Annotated in this window: 14 protein-coding genes; 4 read left to right on the top strand and 10 right to left on the bottom strand. The window is 48.5% G+C overall.

The window, feature by feature from the left end; all coding sequences use genetic code 11:
* Positions 1 to 81: 81 nt before the first annotated feature.
* From Q365_RS0115925 to Q365_RS0115910, 4 genes are all read right to left on the bottom strand, one after another.
* On the bottom strand, positions 82 to 579 hold the full coding sequence (locus tag Q365_RS0115925) for a DUF2489 domain-containing protein (RefSeq protein ID WP_028024281.1): 498 nt from the start codon (positions 577 to 579) through the stop codon (positions 82 to 84).
* A complete protein-coding gene (yihI, locus tag Q365_RS0115920) occupies positions 580 to 1,125 on the bottom strand; it encodes a Der GTPase-activating protein YihI (RefSeq protein WP_028024280.1) in 546 nt (181 codons plus the stop codon).
* The gene (locus tag Q365_RS0115915; protein WP_028024279.1) at positions 1,122 to 1,769 is read right to left on the bottom strand and encodes a class I SAM-dependent methyltransferase; all 648 of its coding nucleotides are present in this window, start codon (positions 1,767 to 1,769) and stop codon (positions 1,122 to 1,124) included. The genes yihI and Q365_RS0115915 overlap by 4 nt, the downstream gene beginning before the upstream one ends.
* 671 nt (positions 1,770 to 2,440) lie before the next feature.
* The gene (locus tag Q365_RS0115910; protein WP_028024278.1) at positions 2,441 to 3,058 is read right to left on the bottom strand and encodes a c-type cytochrome; all 618 of its coding nucleotides are present in this window, start codon (positions 3,056 to 3,058) and stop codon (positions 2,441 to 2,443) included.
* Positions 3,059 to 3,206: 148 nt separating this feature from the next.
* Between Q365_RS0115910 and yihA the strand changes: the two genes are divergently transcribed.
* Positions 3,207 to 3,896: a ribosome biogenesis GTP-binding protein YihA/YsxC gene (yihA, locus tag Q365_RS0115905; protein ID WP_028024277.1), complete on the top strand. Its 690-nt coding sequence runs from the start codon at positions 3,207 to 3,209 to the stop codon at positions 3,894 to 3,896.
* A 613-nt stretch (positions 3,897 to 4,509) separates the two neighbouring features.
* Here the strand turns inward: yihA and Q365_RS27520 are convergent.
* Entirely contained in the window at positions 4,510 to 4,557 is a 48-nt protein-coding gene (locus Q365_RS27520; protein WP_438616993.1) for a hypothetical protein, read from the bottom strand.
* A gap of 209 nt (positions 4,558 to 4,766) precedes the next feature.
* Positions 4,767 to 7,562, bottom strand: a complete 2,796-nt coding sequence (polA, locus tag Q365_RS0115900) for a DNA polymerase I (RefSeq protein ID WP_028024276.1) — start codon at positions 7,560 to 7,562, stop codon at positions 4,767 to 4,769.
* Positions 7,563 to 8,111: 549 nt separating this feature from the next.
* On the opposite strand from polA, the gene elbB reads away from it, so the two are divergent.
* Positions 8,112 to 8,762 carry an isoprenoid biosynthesis glyoxalase ElbB gene (gene elbB / locus Q365_RS0115895; protein WP_028024275.1) on the top strand — a complete coding sequence of 217 codons (651 nt, stop codon included), beginning with the start codon at positions 8,112 to 8,114 and terminating at the stop codon, positions 8,760 to 8,762.
* Between the two features lie 249 nt (positions 8,763 to 9,011).
* Here elbB and Q365_RS0115890 read toward each other — a convergent pair whose 3' ends face one another.
* The 4 genes from Q365_RS0115890 to recQ all read right to left on the bottom strand — a co-directional run bounded on the left by Q365_RS0115890 (position 9,012) and on the right by recQ (position 12,704).
* Entirely contained in the window at positions 9,012 to 9,452 is a 441-nt protein-coding gene (locus tag Q365_RS0115890) for a GNAT family N-acetyltransferase (RefSeq protein WP_028024274.1), read from the bottom strand.
* 207 nt (positions 9,453 to 9,659) lie between these two features.
* Positions 9,660 to 10,325, bottom strand: coding sequence for a 7-cyano-7-deazaguanine/7-aminomethyl-7-deazaguanine transporter (locus Q365_RS0115885; RefSeq protein ID WP_028024273.1), 666 nt, complete (start codon positions 10,323 to 10,325; stop codon positions 9,660 to 9,662).
* Between the two features lie 185 nt (positions 10,326 to 10,510).
* On the bottom strand, positions 10,511 to 10,861 hold the full coding sequence (locus Q365_RS0115880; protein ID WP_051563816.1) for a DUF3630 family protein: 351 nt from the start codon (positions 10,859 to 10,861) through the stop codon (positions 10,511 to 10,513).
* Positions 10,854 to 12,704 (bottom strand): ATP-dependent DNA helicase RecQ, encoded by a 1,851-nt coding sequence (recQ, locus tag Q365_RS0115875; protein ID WP_028024271.1) that lies wholly within the window; start codon positions 12,702 to 12,704, stop codon positions 10,854 to 10,856. Before recQ ends, Q365_RS0115880 begins: the two co-directional genes overlap by 8 nt.
* Positions 12,705 to 12,986: 282 nt before the next feature.
* Between recQ and rarD the strand changes: the two genes are divergently transcribed.
* Both rarD and ggt read left to right on the top strand, forming a co-directional pair.
* Entirely contained in the window at positions 12,987 to 13,889 is a 903-nt protein-coding gene (rarD, locus tag Q365_RS0115870; protein ID WP_028024270.1) for an EamA family transporter RarD, read from the top strand.
* 177 nt (positions 13,890 to 14,066) lie between these two features.
* Entirely contained in the window at positions 14,067 to 15,839 is a 1,773-nt protein-coding gene (gene ggt / locus Q365_RS0115865) for a gamma-glutamyltransferase (RefSeq protein WP_028024269.1), read from the top strand.
* Positions 15,840 to 15,843: the final 4 nt, after the last annotated feature.

Here is a 15,843-nt window from a genome sequence, read left to right as displayed (position 1 = left end):
CGGTATTTTGACACACTCTCCGGTCGCGGATGAATCTTTCCCGTATTGTTGAAGGGAAAACTGTTGGTTTGATCGTAGCAATTAGCTCGCTAAAGTACGGATAGGGGTCATTTTTGCCCCTGTAAACGCGAGGATCTCTTCCAGCTCAGTATGAATGGCTTTCTGAAGACGCGATTCCGCTTTCATGCGGATCATGTTGTCTTGCATACGTGCTTTCTTTTCCATCGCTTGACGTGCCTCGCCACGAGGCATGTCTTTGATGACGTCGTAAAGCTCATACAATGCTGGGAAGCGCGTTGGATAATCAACGCGCTTATCGCCTTGCAGGTGGTCCATGATCATATAAAGGCGAATGGCAGCTTCAGATATATCACACTGCTCTTGCAGGGTGGCCATCGCTATCACATCCACACTCTCTATGATTTTAAGGTTACGTTGTTTAATCGCAGCATCCATCTGCGCAGCCTGCACCTTGGTTTGATGGCGTAGTTTTGCCAACAGCCAACCTGCATAAATCGCTAACCCCAAAATAATGGCACCGCCTAGTGCCAGAACACCTAAAGGTAGAGTCTCCAACATTTACTCCTGATCAAATTTGACGTTTTCAAACTCCGCCAGCAGATCATCATCGCCACGGCGTTTTGCTTTCTTCGGCGCTTCAGTCGCTTCTGGTTCTTCTTGATCGAACAAGCCCAGTTGCTTCATCAGCACTTCAAGACGGTCGAGTTTCTCATCCACATAGCTTTGCAAGCCTGCACCGAGCTTCTCTCCGTTTTCAATACGGTCTAACAACACATTTAGTTGTGCGTCGTTTTCCAACATCTCCAATTCTTTCTCAGCACTGATGCGGCGCACTTTTTTGCCCGCAGCTGATTTAGGATGTGGTTTTTGCTCAACAATCAAAGGAACCGCTGTTTTGCTACCCAAACGCGGGTCACGCTGTGCGTGTACTGCGCGTTGTTTCTCAACGGTACCATCTGAATGGCGTGAGCCTGCTTTCAGACCTTTACGTCTGTTTTTACGCTTTGCCGCCAATGCTGCAATGTCGTCTGTGCTCAATGAACGATCTTTGTATTGCGCTGGACCTTCAGAGCCGACTTTGCGAGCTTTCTTCTTGCGGGTCATGGATTTTTCTTCCTCAGTAAAATTACGTCGTTACCAACAAAGTCCACGTCAAGACCATCTCGGTCTGCCAAAAAACAGAACGTTTCGCGACTAAAAAAACTCACGTGGGTTGGGTCATTCTTGTAATGCCAATGCTTAAACGCATCCGCATCAATAACGAGCTTGGTCATGATTGCCAACCAGCCTCCAGGCTTAACCAGACTCAGTAACAGTCCCCATTCCTTGTGAGGCAAATAAAAGTGTTCAATCGCTTCGGTACAGGTAACGAAATCATATTGCGTCTCCAACACAGTCGCGTTGGGTGAGAAATACGGATCGTAAATCGACATAACATGCCCTTTATCCGCCAGCATGCTGGCTAACACGGGGCCGGGTCCACACCCAAAGTCTAAGCCTTGCTTAGAAGCCATACCAAGCTTTTCGCTCAGTGGTGTGGCAACACGGCTCAGAAATCGGCGATAGCCTTCATCCTCCGCCGTATTCTCATGCAGGTCGTAATGCGCTTTCTCTTCTTCCGGTGAAAGCCGGCTAGCTGGGTCGGCGAAAACCAGTGAACAAGGTACACAACGGAAATATCGGCGACGTTTATCCTGCTCAAAGTCGACGATTTCTGTCGAACGACAAAGCGGGCAATCAAGGGTCATTGGAGATTTCTACACCAAAGTGAATGGCGGAAATGTAACAGAAAGATGGATAAGAAAAAAGCGACAGGCTAAGCCTGTCGCTCTAGAGCGTTCTAATGAACGGATTGTACCGCTTTAATCCCTAACAGTAATGCCACATCCCAGTGAACAAATTTCCGTTTGTAATAGGGGCGTCCTGCCATTTTTTATTTGAGTTAAACTCGCAACGTCCTGTTGTCTTCGCCGTCCTGGCGCGTGTCCTTGCTACCGTCCTAGTAGGTGTCCTTCTAACACGTGATTCCTTCACGCTGTTGGTCATCCTGACGCTACACATCCGAGTGACTATGGCTTTTCCTAAGCCTAAATCCGTTTGAATCCTGTGGCAGCCCTGCCTAAGTCGTCCTGACTGTCCTTTATCCGTGTCATGTATCCTGTCGACAAAAATAATTCTACGCCAATCCTAATCACAAAATAGGCGCGAACTCACAATTCCAATATAGTTGAAATCATCAATAACAATATCTAACTGAAAGATAGGCGAAAAAAATAAAAACGGGCAAGTATTTAGGCAAGAAACTCACCGCAGGATGGACAATCACTTACAGCGCATTGAGAAAAACGGTATTACTGAACGTAAAAAAGGCAGCTTGCGCTGCCTTTTCGACTATTTCACGTGCTAACACACTGGTTAATTAGTGCAGTCCGCCAACATATTTTGAAATAGCATCAATTTCTTCGTCTGACAGTTTGGCTGACACAATACCCATCATGCCGTTCAGATCGTTGTTTCGAGTTCCGTCGCGGAAGGCCATCAATTGGGCTTTCACATAGTCAGCATGCTGACCGGAGATTTTAGGGAACCCTGATAATGATGTGCCATTGCCACGAGGACCGTGACAAGCAATGCATGATGCAATACCACGTTCGGTGTCACCCGCGAGGTAAAGCTGCTCACCCAATTCAATGGTCGACTCAGGCGTGACGCCCGGTTTTGCCGTTTGAGTTGCGTAGTAAGCGGCTAAATCTGCCATGTCTTGCTCAGACAGTGCTGCGACCATGCCAGCCATTACTGCGTTGTAACGACCTTGTTCACCACCTGTCGTCATACCGAGCTTAAATTCTTTAAGTTGCTTAAACAGGTATTTTTCGTGTTGACCTGCCAGAACGGGGTTTGCCGGAATTAAGCTGTTACCGTCAGGACCGTGACAAGCGGCACAAGTGGTTGATTTTGCTTTACCTGCTTCTGCATCACCCTGTGCATAGGCGGTAAAACTCGCAATTAAAGTGAGTAGTAGCGCTAATTTCTTCATGACATTCCATTTATAATTATCAAGCTTCCATACCACGATGCCCACGCCATCATGATACAATCATCGAGCAAAAACCGAGCACGGTCATTTTACACAATTTCACATAAAAGTAATCAATCGACTACATAAAGTCGAGACGGAGTTAACAGTGAATCCTTCACTCAACTATCGCAACACACACTTTATCACCAGTGCCCCAGATATCAGGCACTTGCCGCCAGATACTGGTATAGAGGTCGCGTTTGCGGGTCGCTCTAATGCTGGTAAATCTAGCTCAATTAATCGACTTTGTGATCATAAAAGCTTGGTTAAGGTGAGTAAAACGCCGGGTCGCACACAATTGATCAACTTGTTTAAAGTGGATGAGGGATGTCACATCGTCGACTTGCCGGGCTATGGTTTCGCGCAAGTACCGTTGGAAATGAAGAAAAAGTGGCAGCAATCTTTAGGTGAATATCTGCAAAAACGTGAACAACTGAAAGGGTTGGTTGTGTTGATGGATATTCGTCATCCTCTGAGAGAGCTTGATCAGCAAATTATCTTCTGGGCCGTTGATTCAAACCTGCCAGTGCTCGCGCTACTCACTAAATGTGACAAGCTGAAAAGCGGCGCTCGCAAAGCGGAGCTCACGAAAGTTCGCGCAGCAGCGGTTGATTTTGGTGGCAACGTAGAAGTTGAGCTTTATTCTTCGCTCAAAGGGATTGGTGTCGACAAGCTGCGTAAGAAGCTCGATAGCTGGTACTTCCCTGTATTTGAAACTGATGTCGAAACGGCTGACGATGCACTTATTGATGCAGACGCAAACCCAGCGACTGACACAGGCGAAGCGTCTGAGTAACCCATTTGTTTGAATAGCAGACAAATAAAACCCCACCTTAAGGTGGGGTAACGGGAGAGAAATAGGAGGTTTTTTCTTATTTGTTATGTTTTGAGTGTCATCCAACATCTGACTATCCGCAAGTTACCCCTGCCGACAAACCTACCCACTTCGCCCTCAAATCCATACACCATCTCTTAATTTGCCAATAAACGCATGATTTCTCTACGCCAACGTCCTTTGTTGAAAACTTATTTTTAGTAGATAAATATCAATGACAACATAAGGATGCCTCGTGAAACCTGAGCTGGAATTTAATTACAGTTTCGATGGATAAAAAAAGACCGACCTGAATAATCAGATCGGCCATAAATAACGTGAGGGCCATCAGGAAAAAGAAAACACCGATCACCCCAACCACATCAAGAACAAGAAGCGGAAACTATTATAGCTTCGCCGCCCTCAATTTAAAGCAATTACTCTAATAAAGCGTAATAAAATTCTAACCCTAACAAATGAAGGAATTAAGTGCCTGTTTAATATGGATATAAATAGAAGTTAAGACGGGGTGAGTAGCGAGGGTTGGTACAATAAAAAATGCCCCGGTCGACATACATCAACCGGGGCTGCTGAATCAGCCAAATCCAATAACGTGAAACAAAAGGTCTGAAAGATAGAACATCTTACCTCTGTACCCTACGTCAGTAACTGTATATCAATTGGCCGTTTAAGAAAACCCTTTACGTAGTTTTTTTTCATCAAATTATAAAATTTAGGGCCAGTTGTGTTCATAATGTTTCATTACATCAATAAAAAAGCCTGCTTTCGCAGGCTTTTTTCGCTATAGAATTTAAGTTGTTATGTGATCTGACCGAGCACTAGCGCATTGAATTAGTGGGCTTGATCCCAGTTTTCGCCGCTACCAGCGTCTGCAACCAAGGGAACATCAAGCAAAGCTGCAGATTCCATTAACTTACAAACCTGTTGTTCTACGTCAGACAAGTGTTCGGTATCTACTTCCAACACCAATTCATCGTGTACTTGCATGATCAACGCAACGCGCCCTGCCGGTTGTTGCCCAATCCAGCTATCAACCAAAATCATCGCTCGTTTGATGATGTCTGCCGCTGTGCCTTGCATTGGTGCGTTGATCGCAGCGCGCTCAGCCCCTTTACGACGCATGCCATTGCTTGAATTGATTTCAGGAAGATGTAAACGACGACCAAAAATGGTTTCAACATAACCTTGCTCTGCGGCTTGCAAGCGTGTGGCTTCCATATACTGCAGAACCCCCGGGTAGCGCTCAAAGTAACGTTCCATATACTGCTGCGCTTCGCCACGAGGGATGCCTAGTTGCTTCGCAAGACCAAACGCACTCATGCCATAAATCAAACCAAAGTTAATCGCTTTCGCGCGGCGACGCATTTCTGAGGTCACTTCGCTTATCTCAACGCCCATCACTTCTGCTGCGGTGGCACTGTGAATGTCTTTACCATGACGGAAAGCTTCAAGCAGCGCTTCATCTCCCGATAGGTGCGCCATGATACGAAGTTCAATTTGAGAGTAATCGACCGCCAGTATGGTTTTACCTGCAGGGGCAATAAACGCTTGGCGAATACGACGACCTTCTTGATTACGAATAGGAATGTTCTGCAAGTTAGGATCGGTTGAAGACAAGCGCCCCGTTGCTGTCACTGCCTGATGATAAGAGGTATGCACACGTTTGGTGGCCGGATTCACCATCTTAGGCAGTTTGTCCGTGTAAGTGGATTTCAGCTTCGCCAAACCACGGTATTCCAAAATGCGTTTTGGCAGAGGGTAATCCAACGCCAATTCTTGCAGCACTTCTTCATTGGTTGATGGAGTGCCAGACGGCGTTTTCTTGATAACAGGCAAACCCATCTTTTCAAACAGGATAACTTGAAGCTGTTTTGGTGAGCTTAAGTTGAATTCTTCGCCTGCCAGCTCAAAGGTCTCTTTTTCAAGTACGTCCAGACGCAACGCAATTTCTTGAGACTGCTTGCCCAGCATGTCGCTATCAATCAACACGCCATGGCGTTCAATGCGAGACAGGACTGGCACCAATGGCATTTCGTATTGCTCGAAAATGGTTTTCAGTTTGTCATCTTGTTGCAGGTGCGCCATCAACACGTTGTGCAGTCGTAACGTCACATCGGCATCTTCTGCCGCATACGGCGCTGCTTGATCCATGTCGATTTGGTTGAAGGTCAGCTGCTTTTTACCTTTGCCCGCAATCTCTTCAAAGCTAATGCAGGTATGTTGCAGATAACGCAGTGCGAGGCTGTCCATATCATGGCGGCCTGCCACGCTATTAAAGACGTAAGACTCAAGCATGGTGTCGTAAGCAATGCCTTTCATGGCAATGTCGTAGCGTGCTAACACGCTCGAATCATATTTCAGATTCTGGCCGACTTTCAGTGCGCCCGCATCTTCAAGCCACGCTTTCATTTCAGCCAGCACCCAGTCTCTATCGATCTGCTGAGGGGCATCCAAGTAATCGTGTGCAACTGGCAGATAAGCGGCTTCGCCTTCTGCAACAGCAAAAGAGAGGCCGACTAAGTTGGCAACCATGTAATCTAAGCTGTCGGTTTCGGTATCAAAGGCGACAACGTCTGCGCTGCGCAGCTTATCCATCCACACTCGGAACGCGTCTTCTGTCAGAATCGTTTCGTACTGGCTGCGGTCAATACTCGCTGCGGAGAAGCTTGCTGCCTCTTTCTTTTCAGAACTCGCTGACGCACCGGATGTTACGGCACGCTCGGCAACTGCATTCATGCCAGCATTGCCACTTTGTGCTTCGGCAAGCCAACGCTTGAAGTTCAGCTCAGTGAACAATCCCACCAGTTTGGCGTTATCGGGTTCACGGTTAATAAGTGCTTCCGGCGTGAAAGGCAGTTCGCAATCCAGCTTGATGGTGGCAAGTTGATATGAGAGGTGAGCTTCCTCTTTGTTGTCTTCCAGCTTCTTCGCCATGGTCTTCGAACCACGAAAGCCAAGCGCGGCGATTTTATCAAGGTTAGCGTACAGCTCTTCCAATCCACCGATACCGGCAATCAGTGCCGTCGCGGTTTTATCACCGACGCCTGGAACACCCGGAATGTTATCGACTTTATCGCCCATCAGTGCCAGATAATCGATGATGTATTCAGGGCCAAAGCCGTATTTATCATGCACACCTTGAGGTGTCATGATGACATTGGTCATGGTGTTGATCAGGGTGACGTTTTCATCCACCAACTGCGCCATGTCTTTATCACCGGTGCTGATCAAGATAGGCATGCCAGCCTTTGAGCCTTGGGTAGCTAGCGTGCCGATCACGTCATCGGCTTCAACGCCTTCGATCACCATCATAGGGAAACCCATGGCTTCAATGATCGCATGCAGTGGCGCTATTTGCCCACGCAGATCATCAGGCATTGGAGGACGATGCGCCTTATATTCCGAATACATATCATCGCGGAAGGTTTTGCCTTTCGCATCAAAGATCACCGTGACATTCGACGTTGGGTATTGTTTTACCAAACTGCGTAGCATGTTAACGACGCCATAAATCGCCCCTGTCGGTTCACCTTTAGGGCTCGTCAGATTAGGGGATGCGTGGTACGCGCGGTAAAGATAAGAGGAGCCGTCGACCAGAATCAACGGACTGTCAGAAGTCGTCGCCATAACGTTATAAGCTAACCAGAAAATGATTGATGAGCTAGGATGCCACGACTCGCCAATTCTGTTAACCCGCGATTTCGATCTATAGCCTCAGAAAGCCGACACTGCCTTCTTATTGGTGGCAACATTGGCGGGCTAATGTGCTCAACTGTCATACGACCTACGAAGCTGAAAACCACCCTGTGCATAAATGATGTCATCCCAGCAGCCCCTAGCTTTCACTGTGGATAAGTTTGTTGGTATTTATTTTCGCCCTTTCAGATCATGCGTAAATAACAGCCAAAATCAAAAATTAAATTCTTTGTTTTTATGAGCTTAAGTGTAAGTCATTGATCCTGATCAGGATCGTTTCTCGATCATCGACTGTGGAAAAAGAAATTGTACACAGATCCCTTCATCGAAATATATTTCACAAAGCAACCCTAAATTCTGTGAGCAACAGGGATTCAAATGATCATCATTTTGCTCATAGACTAGGCTTTGTTTGATGATTTATTCAGCGAAACCTCGCCGCGCCTTGGTGAGGTAATTCTTGACGATGAGGAAGCATTAGTGAAAAAAGTGGCAGTCATCTTAGCCGGCTGTGGCGTATACGACGGTTCTGAAATCCAAGAAGTCGTGTTATCCCTATTAGCCATAGAACAAGCAGGTGCCAGTTGGCATTGTTTTGCACCTGACGAAGAGCAACACCATGTGATCAACCATCATGCCGGAGCGCCAACTGGCGAGTCGCGTAACACACTCCAAGAAGCCGCACGAATTTGCCGTGGGGAAATCTCCCCGCTCACTGAGCTAGATCCAACTGAATATGATGCCTTGTTACTGCCTGGCGGTTTTGGCGTGGCAAAAAATCTCAGTGATTTTGCGGTAAATGGATCCTCCATGACGGTTCAGGAGGATGTACTACATATCTGCAAAGCGTTTGCGACTGCCGAAAAGCCCGCGGGTTATATCTGTATTTCCCCAATTCTGATCCCGAAAGTCTATGGTCCCGGCGCCAAAGGCACCATTGGATCGGATCCAGAAACCGCCGCGGCATTTGAGGCCATGGGCGGCGAACATATCCAGTGCCCGGTTGATGATTTCGTACTGGATCAAAGTCGACGATTACTGTCTACACCTGCCTATATGCTCGCGACATCTGTCAGTGAGGCCGCATCGGGCATCAACAAACTCGTTGCCAAACTCGTGGATATCGCCTGATTGGAAAGGTAAGGATGACGCGAGTTGAATATTTAGCGCTAGAAAAGAAAAAGGCGACACCGAGTGGGTGTCGCCTGCATGAGTAAAACGGCGCGATATACATCGGCTGTTTCATGCAAATACATATACTGGAAGCAATGTGAGCAATGTCGTGTGTTCTTTAGCGAAGATTGCCTTCGCTATCGAACGAAATAAATAGTAATCATTCTCATTAGCATTTGCTAGTCATTATTATATGTTTTCAGCCTTTCATTCGCTTGGTGTGATTTTCTTCACAAAATGGAGGCGATACTGATCCAACGCGTCCTTCTTCTCTAAATGCTCAATCTGGTAATGGTTGTTCAGCAGCAAACACAGCATGCCCGCAAAGCAGTTACGCGACTTCACTCTTAGGCTGGTGTAGCCATGCTGGGCAACCCAGCGTTCTTGCATCTGCAGTAAAGACTGCGCAATCCCGCGACGGCGGCCGTGGTCTGTCACGCCCCCTAACCAGCTATAAAAGCAATCTTCATCCAACTGATAGCCAATTTTTACACCACATAACTGCCCATCATGCTCAGCAACCAACACCAAGTAAGGCTTATCACCAAGGCGCTTTTTGAGCGAACCCAAAGTTTCTGAACGCGCAAATTCCTCAATTTTACCTAGCACTTCGATGGCTTCTGCCAACGTGCCTTCTCGAATTATCATGACACTTTCCTTTACGATGCCGTATGCATATACCCAAGCAACCTGAAGATGCAGGATTCAGTGAGCATCTTGAGGTTGTTTGGGTATACATCTCTTTCTCGAGTATATACGAGCCACAATCAACTGGTTGAAATCAAAACTCACGCACAAAAAAGCCGATCTTGCGATCGGCCTTTATTACCCTCATTGCTTTCGCGTTAACGAACGCTAAACCAGCTTGGTTTGCGCCGCTTCGTTAACACGTGTCATTCGACCTACTAGGTAGTTCAACAACACACCGTACATTGGCACAAACAAACCAAGGCTGATCACCAGTTTGAAGAAGTAATCCACCACGGCGATTTCCGTCCAGTTCTCTGCCATGAAGGCGTCTGGGCTGTTGTAAAACGCAATGGCGAAGAAGGCCAACGTATCAATGGCGTTACCAAAAATGGTCGAACAGCTTGGGGCAACCCACCATTTTTTCGTTTGACGGAGTCGGTTAAACACGTGAATGTCGAGGATTTGCCCCAGCATATAAGCCATGAAGCTTGCTACGGCAATACGTGCAACAAACAGGTTAAACACGGTGAGATCTGCAATACCTTGGTACTGTCCTTGATAGAACAACACCGATAGCACATAGGAAATCAGTAGCGATGGCACCATCACACTGAAAATAATCTTACGTGCCATGCCTGCACCGAAAATACGGACAGTCAGATCGGTCGCCAAAAAGATAAACGGAAAGGTAAATGCGCCCCACGTGGTGTGAAAACCAAAAATGGTGAACGGCAGTTGTACCAGATAGTTGCTTGACGCAATGATAACAAGGTGGAAAACCACCAAGTAAGAGAGGGCGTTGCGCTGTTGCGCGGGCGTAAAAGTGCTCATTGTGAACCTTTTTGTCATTGGGGGCGAGGGAACCCAAACGTACTATTTATGCCAAGCCTTCGGCTCGGCACATGATTTATCTCCTTCATGTTGCACATCGGCAGCATAAAGAAGGTGGCGAATTATACAGCAAATTATGCGCTTGCCAACCGTCTTTGCAAGGGTCAGCAATCAGAGAAGTTTAATCAGGAAGCCGTTAACTGCAGGCCTAACCAGCGGTGCAAAAAGGCGAGTTCTTCATCCCCTTCTTTACCTAGACGCTCCAACCAAATGCTAGCGCTGTAATGCTCGGCTTTCAGCAAGAAAGTGACCCCTTCAAAGTCCACCAGCCATGAATGCAAATCTGCATCGGTCTGTTTCTCTTCTGGCGTGGCACCAATGAGCTGACAAAAACTGTCGAGAAACGACGCGGCGTTGTCGAAATTCAAAGCATCCGCCGCCATCACTAGACGTCCTTCATTGGCATCGAAATGCGAGAGCACTAATTCGTTGTTTGACGCTAACTCGTCAGTTAAAGCAAGATTGCGGTTATCCATAACTCACATCATCCGGATTGAGCGTGATGTGGTCTTCAATCACATCCAAAAATGCGTTGCCGTATTTTTCGAGCTTACGCTGACCAACGCCATTCACCGCGAGCAACTCACCTTGAGAGGTTGGGATCATTTCTGCCATCTCTATCAAGGTCGCGTCGTTAAACACCACATATGGCGGAATGTCTTCTTGATCCGCAATGGCTTTACGCAACTTACGTAGCTTGGCAAACAGCTTCTTATCGTAGTTTCGTTTACCCAGCTTATCGGCTTTGCTTCGTGGCGACAGGCCCAAACGCGGTACCGCCAATTCCAGTGCGGTTTCGCCACGTAACACAGGACGAGCTTCTTCGGTCAGTTGCAGCACCGAGCTACGCGCAATGTTCTGCATCAAGTAACCACGATGGATCAACTGGCGAAAAATACTCACCCAATATTCATGGCTGTGGTCTTTGCCCAAGCCATAGGTACTGATCTTATCGTGCCCGTGGTCTTTCACGCGCTGATTTTGCATGCCGCGCAACACTTCAACCGTGTAGCCCACACCAAAGCTTTGATTAACGCGATACACGCAAGACAGCGCTTTTTGCGCCTGCTCAGTGCCGTCAAACAAGGTCGGCGGGTCTAAGCAAATATCACAGTTACCACAGGGCTTTTCTCGGTATTCGCCAAAGTAATTGAGTAAAACCAAGCGACGGCACGTCAGCGCTTCCGCAAATGCGCCCATGGCATTGAGCTTATGGCTTTCAACTTGCTTTTGCGGCCCTTCCGGTTTTTCTTCCAAGCAGCGATGTAACCAGCCAATGTCTGACGGGTCATAAAACATCACAGCTTCAGCAGGCAAGCCGTCACGCCCTGCGCGTCCGGTTTCCTGATAATAGGATTCAATATTGCGGGGAATATCGTGATGCACCACGAAGCGTACATTGGGTTTGTTGATACCCATGCCAAACGCGACGGTCGCCACCACAATTTGTACATCATCTCGCTGAAAGGCTTCTTGTACCCATGCACGTTGTTCATTGCTCATGCCCGCATGGTAAGCCGCGGCGCGCAGATTTTGATCGCACAGCTTTTCGGCCACTTGCTCGACTTTTTTACGGCTGCTGCAATAAATGATGCCACTTTGCCCGCTTTGTCCGGCGAGAAACTGGGTCACTTGCGCCAACGGTTTGTGCTTTTCGATCAAGGTGTAACGAATATTGGGGCGATCGAAGCTGCCAAGAAAGGTATGGGGCGCCTCTAAAGCAAGGCGAGAACAAATATCCTGACGTGTGGTGTCATCCGCCGTGGCGGTCAAAGCCATCACTGGCGCATCAGGGAAATGTTGTTTCAGGCTACCAAGTTGCGCGTATTCAGGACGGAAGTCGTGTCCCCATTGAGAGATACAGTGCGCTTCATCGACCGCGATCAACCCAATTTGGGTGGTCTGTAAACGCTCAATGAAATCGCGCATTAACACGCGTTCAGGCGACACGTACAGCAAAGATAAGTTGCCTTCACGCAACGACTGCCACGTTGCCGCTTGGGCTTCAGGGCGCATTGATGAGTTAATACACGCAGCTTGCACGCCATTGGCGAGCAATTGGTCAACCTGATCTTTCATCAGTGAGATCAGTGGAGAGATAACAATCGTTAGGCCTTCACGCACCAAAGCAGGAATTTGGTAGCACAGGCTCTTACCACCACCTGTTGGCATAATGACAAGGCAATCTTGACCCGCAATAGCGGCATCAATGACTTCCTTTTGACCGTCTCGGTAGCTGTGATAGCCAAACACCGACTGCAGAACAGATTCGTCTTGGGCAAGCTCCGGCGCTTGTGCGGCTGAATCAGTGACGGTCATGATGCCTCTCTTTAATGAATTGGCGCTCATTCTAAACGTCCGACGCCAATGTTGAAAGCCATGCCGCCATTGCACACGACTTTCTCAACAATATGTCACCATAAAGGTGTGCTTAGTCATGCGTCCTCCATATACTGATTGTTGCAGCTAAACCGTTTAGATTTTTGTGTAATATGGCATTTACACACTAGGCCACCCACAAATACACCTTATTTTTTGCTGCCCGCGCCGCCTTTTGGCGGTTTTTGCTCTTTATCCTAAATCGAATGTTGAGATCTCGCAGTGAATGATGCGCAACAAACACGCCGAGGCGTTTTACTCGCCCTTGGTGCTTACACCATGTGGGGCGTCGCTCCAATCTACTTTAAAGCGTTAACTGACGTTCCCGCATTAGAAGTCGTGATGCACCGTATACTGTGGTCTTTCTTCTTTCTCGCCATCATTGTGAAGATGAGCGGCGGTTTTGCACGTGTAAAGCTGCTTCTCAAAGACAAAAAACGTTTAGCACTTTTAACCGTCACGGCGGTGGTTATTGCCGCCAACTGGCTCATTTTCATATGGGCCGTGGGTAACAACCACATGCTGGACGCAAGCCTTGGCTATTACATCAACCCGTTAATTAACGTGGTTCTCGGCATGGTGTTTTTGGGTGAGCGCTTTCGCCGCTTACAGTGGGTGGCCGTAGTCTTAGCGTTTTCTGGCGTCGCTATCCAAGTCATCACCTTTGGTTCACTGCCTTGGGTGGCGCTGGTATTGGCATGCAGCTTTGGTTGTTACGGCCTGCTGCGTAAAAAAATTAATGTCGATGCTGCCACTGGCTTGTTCATTGAAACCGCCGTGCTATTGCCTGCGTCGGCCATTTATTTGCTCTTTATTGCCGATAGCAGCACGTCAAACATGCTCGACAACAGTTGGACCATGAATTTGCTGCTGATCGCCGCCGGCATCGTCACCACCTTGCCATTGCTGTGCTTTAACGGCGCCGCGACCAAACTGCGGTTATCAACGCTCGGCTTTTTCCAATATATCGGCCCCACCCTCATGTTTATGTTGGCAGTGGGGCTTTATGCCGAGCCTTTTACCGCCGATAAGGCCACGACATTTATGTTTATTTGGACGGCGCTCATCATTTTCACCTTCGATGCCATCAGGCACCAAAAGAAACAACGCGCGCAACACAAGTAGGTCAAAGATAAAAGCAACGGCACCGTAAGGTGCCGTTTTTTTTATACGCGTCGTATTTTTGTATCCTGCTGCCCTTACTAGAGAATTTAAGGCCTTGCCTCGTTAATCCTACACCCCTCTCGCCCATTGCCGAACTATACTCAAGGACCAACCGTTTTGGCGTTAAAAGGAATTCGAATGAAACTGCACCCTTCCCGACTCTTCTCCGCATTGGCACTTAGCCTGATGATGACAGGTACAGCTAACGCCACCGCTGAAGGCCAAATTACCGATGCCATTGCCCCCGAACTTGCCACCGGCAGTGTGATGCGAAAAAGCGTAAAAGGCACCGAATGGATGGTGGCGTCGGCCAACCCCCATGCCAGCAAAGCAGCGGAAGCCATTCTCAAGTCCGGCGGTAATGCCATCGATGCGATGGTTGCCGTGCAAACCGTGCTGGGTTTGGTTGAGCCACAAAGCTCAGGGATAGGTGGCGGTGCATTTTTGGTGTATTGGGACAACGAGGCACAAGCACTCACAACCTTCGACGGTCGTGAAACTGCGCCAATCGACGCCACGCCCACATTGTTTCTCAATGAAGATGGCGAGCCGCTTAAATTTTACGATGCTGTTGTGGGAGGCCGTTCAGTCGGTACACCAGGCACATTGCGCTTGATGCATGATACCCACGCGAAATACGGCAACTTGTCTTGGCGCGCCGTACTCACGCCAGCCATCGAGTTGGCGCAAGCCGGTTTTGAAGTCTCACCGCGTCTAGCCGCCTTGATTGAAGGAGATGCCGACAGGCTGCGTCGCTATCCCGCCACGCATCAATACTTCTTTGACGACAACGGGCATCCGCTCAGCATTGGCGATCGCTTAGTGAACCTTGAGTACGCCAGCACGTTAAAAATGGTGGCCGAAGATGTCGACAACTTCTATCAAGGCCCTATTGCGGATGACATCGTCGCGACGGTACAAAACGCCGCGGGTAACCCCGGCGTGTTGAGCAAAGATGACTTGGCCAGTTACCGCATCATCGAGCGCGATCCCGTATGTGCGCCTTACCACCAATATCGCGTGTGTGGCATGGGCCCCCCGACCTCAGGCGGAATTACCGTTGGCCAAATCCTTGGCATCGTCAGTCACTTCCCAATGAAAACCTTGGGTAAAGACAACCCAGAGAGTTGGCGCTTACTCGGTGACGCTTCTCGATTGGCCTTCGCCGACAGAGGACGCTACATTGCCGATGCCGATTTTGTCCCCGTACCAACAGAAGGACTATTGGCGCCAGAATACCTCAAAGCACGTGCTGACTTGATTCCTGAAGAAGGGGCAATGACAGACATTGCTCCCGGTACGCCCCAATTTAGCCATGCCAAGCACACACCACTATTGGCTGATGACCAATCCATCGAACTACCTTCCACCAGCCATTTCTCCATCGTGGATAAAGCGGGCAATATCGTCTCTATCACCACCACGATCGAAAACGGCTTTGGCTCACGCTTGATGACACGCGGTTTCCTGCTCAACAACGAACTGACCGACTTCTCCTTCGCCACCCACAAAAATGGCGTGCCGATTGCCAACCGTGTTGAGCCGGGCAAACGTCCTCGTTCATCCATGGCACCCACTATCGTGATGCGCGATGGCAAACCTTATATGGCTGTCGGCTCGCCAGGTGGTAGCCGAATCATCGGTTATGTTGCCAAAACGCTAGTTGCGCATCTCGATTGGGGGCTAGATATCCAATCTGCCATCGACTTACCGCACCTCGTCAACCGATTTGGCACTTATGATCTTGAAGCAGGGACTGACGCGGAAAGTTTCAAACCGGCACTTGAAGAGATGGGATATAAAGTGAATATTCGTGACTTAACCTCTGGTATACACGGTATTGTTATCGATAGTGGCACCTTGGAAGGCGGAGCCGACCCAAGGCGCGAAGGATTGGTCACGGCCCAGTAGCCGA

The sequence above is a fragment of the Enterovibrio calviensis DSM 14347 genome (genome assembly GCF_000621165.1).
In the GTDB taxonomy this organism is placed as follows: domain Bacteria; phylum Pseudomonadota; class Gammaproteobacteria; order Enterobacterales; family Vibrionaceae; genus Enterovibrio; species Enterovibrio calviensis.
This window is presented reverse-complemented; position numbering and strand designations above follow the sequence as displayed.

What these genes read in the sequence shown, in the direction of transcription:
- Q365_RS0115880 (WP_051563816.1), bottom strand. Translation starts at nt 10,861, where the DNA reads ATGGATAACCGCAATCTTGCTTTAACTGACGAGTTAGCGTCAAACAAC.
- yihI (WP_028024280.1), bottom strand. Translation starts at nt 1,125, where the DNA reads ATGACCCGCAAGAAGAAAGCTCGCAAAGTCGGCTCTGAAGGTCCAGCG.
- Q365_RS0115910 (WP_028024278.1), bottom strand. Translation starts at nt 3,058, where the DNA reads ATGAAGAAATTAGCGCTACTACTCACTTTAATTGCGAGTTTTACCGCC.
- Q365_RS0115925 (WP_028024281.1), bottom strand. Translation starts at nt 579, where the DNA reads ATGTTGGAGACTCTACCTTTAGGTGTTCTGGCACTAGGCGGTGCCATT.
- recQ (WP_028024271.1), bottom strand. Translation starts at nt 12,704, where the DNA reads ATGACCGTCACTGATTCAGCCGCACAAGCGCCGGAGCTTGCCCAAGAC.
- Q365_RS0115915 (WP_028024279.1), bottom strand. Translation starts at nt 1,769, where the DNA reads ATGACCCTTGATTGCCCGCTTTGTCGTTCGACAGAAATCGTCGACTTT.
- Q365_RS0115885 (WP_028024273.1), bottom strand. Translation starts at nt 10,325, where the DNA reads ATGAGCACTTTTACGCCCGCGCAACAGCGCAACGCCCTCTCTTACTTG.
- ggt (WP_028024269.1), top strand. Translation starts at nt 14,067, where the DNA reads ATGAAACTGCACCCTTCCCGACTCTTCTCCGCATTGGCACTTAGCCTG.
- Q365_RS0115890 (WP_028024274.1), bottom strand. Translation starts at nt 9,452, where the DNA reads ATGATAATTCGAGAAGGCACGTTGGCAGAAGCCATCGAAGTGCTAGGT.
- polA (WP_028024276.1), bottom strand. Translation starts at nt 7,562, where the DNA reads ATGGCGACGACTTCTGACAGTCCGTTGATTCTGGTCGACGGCTCCTCT.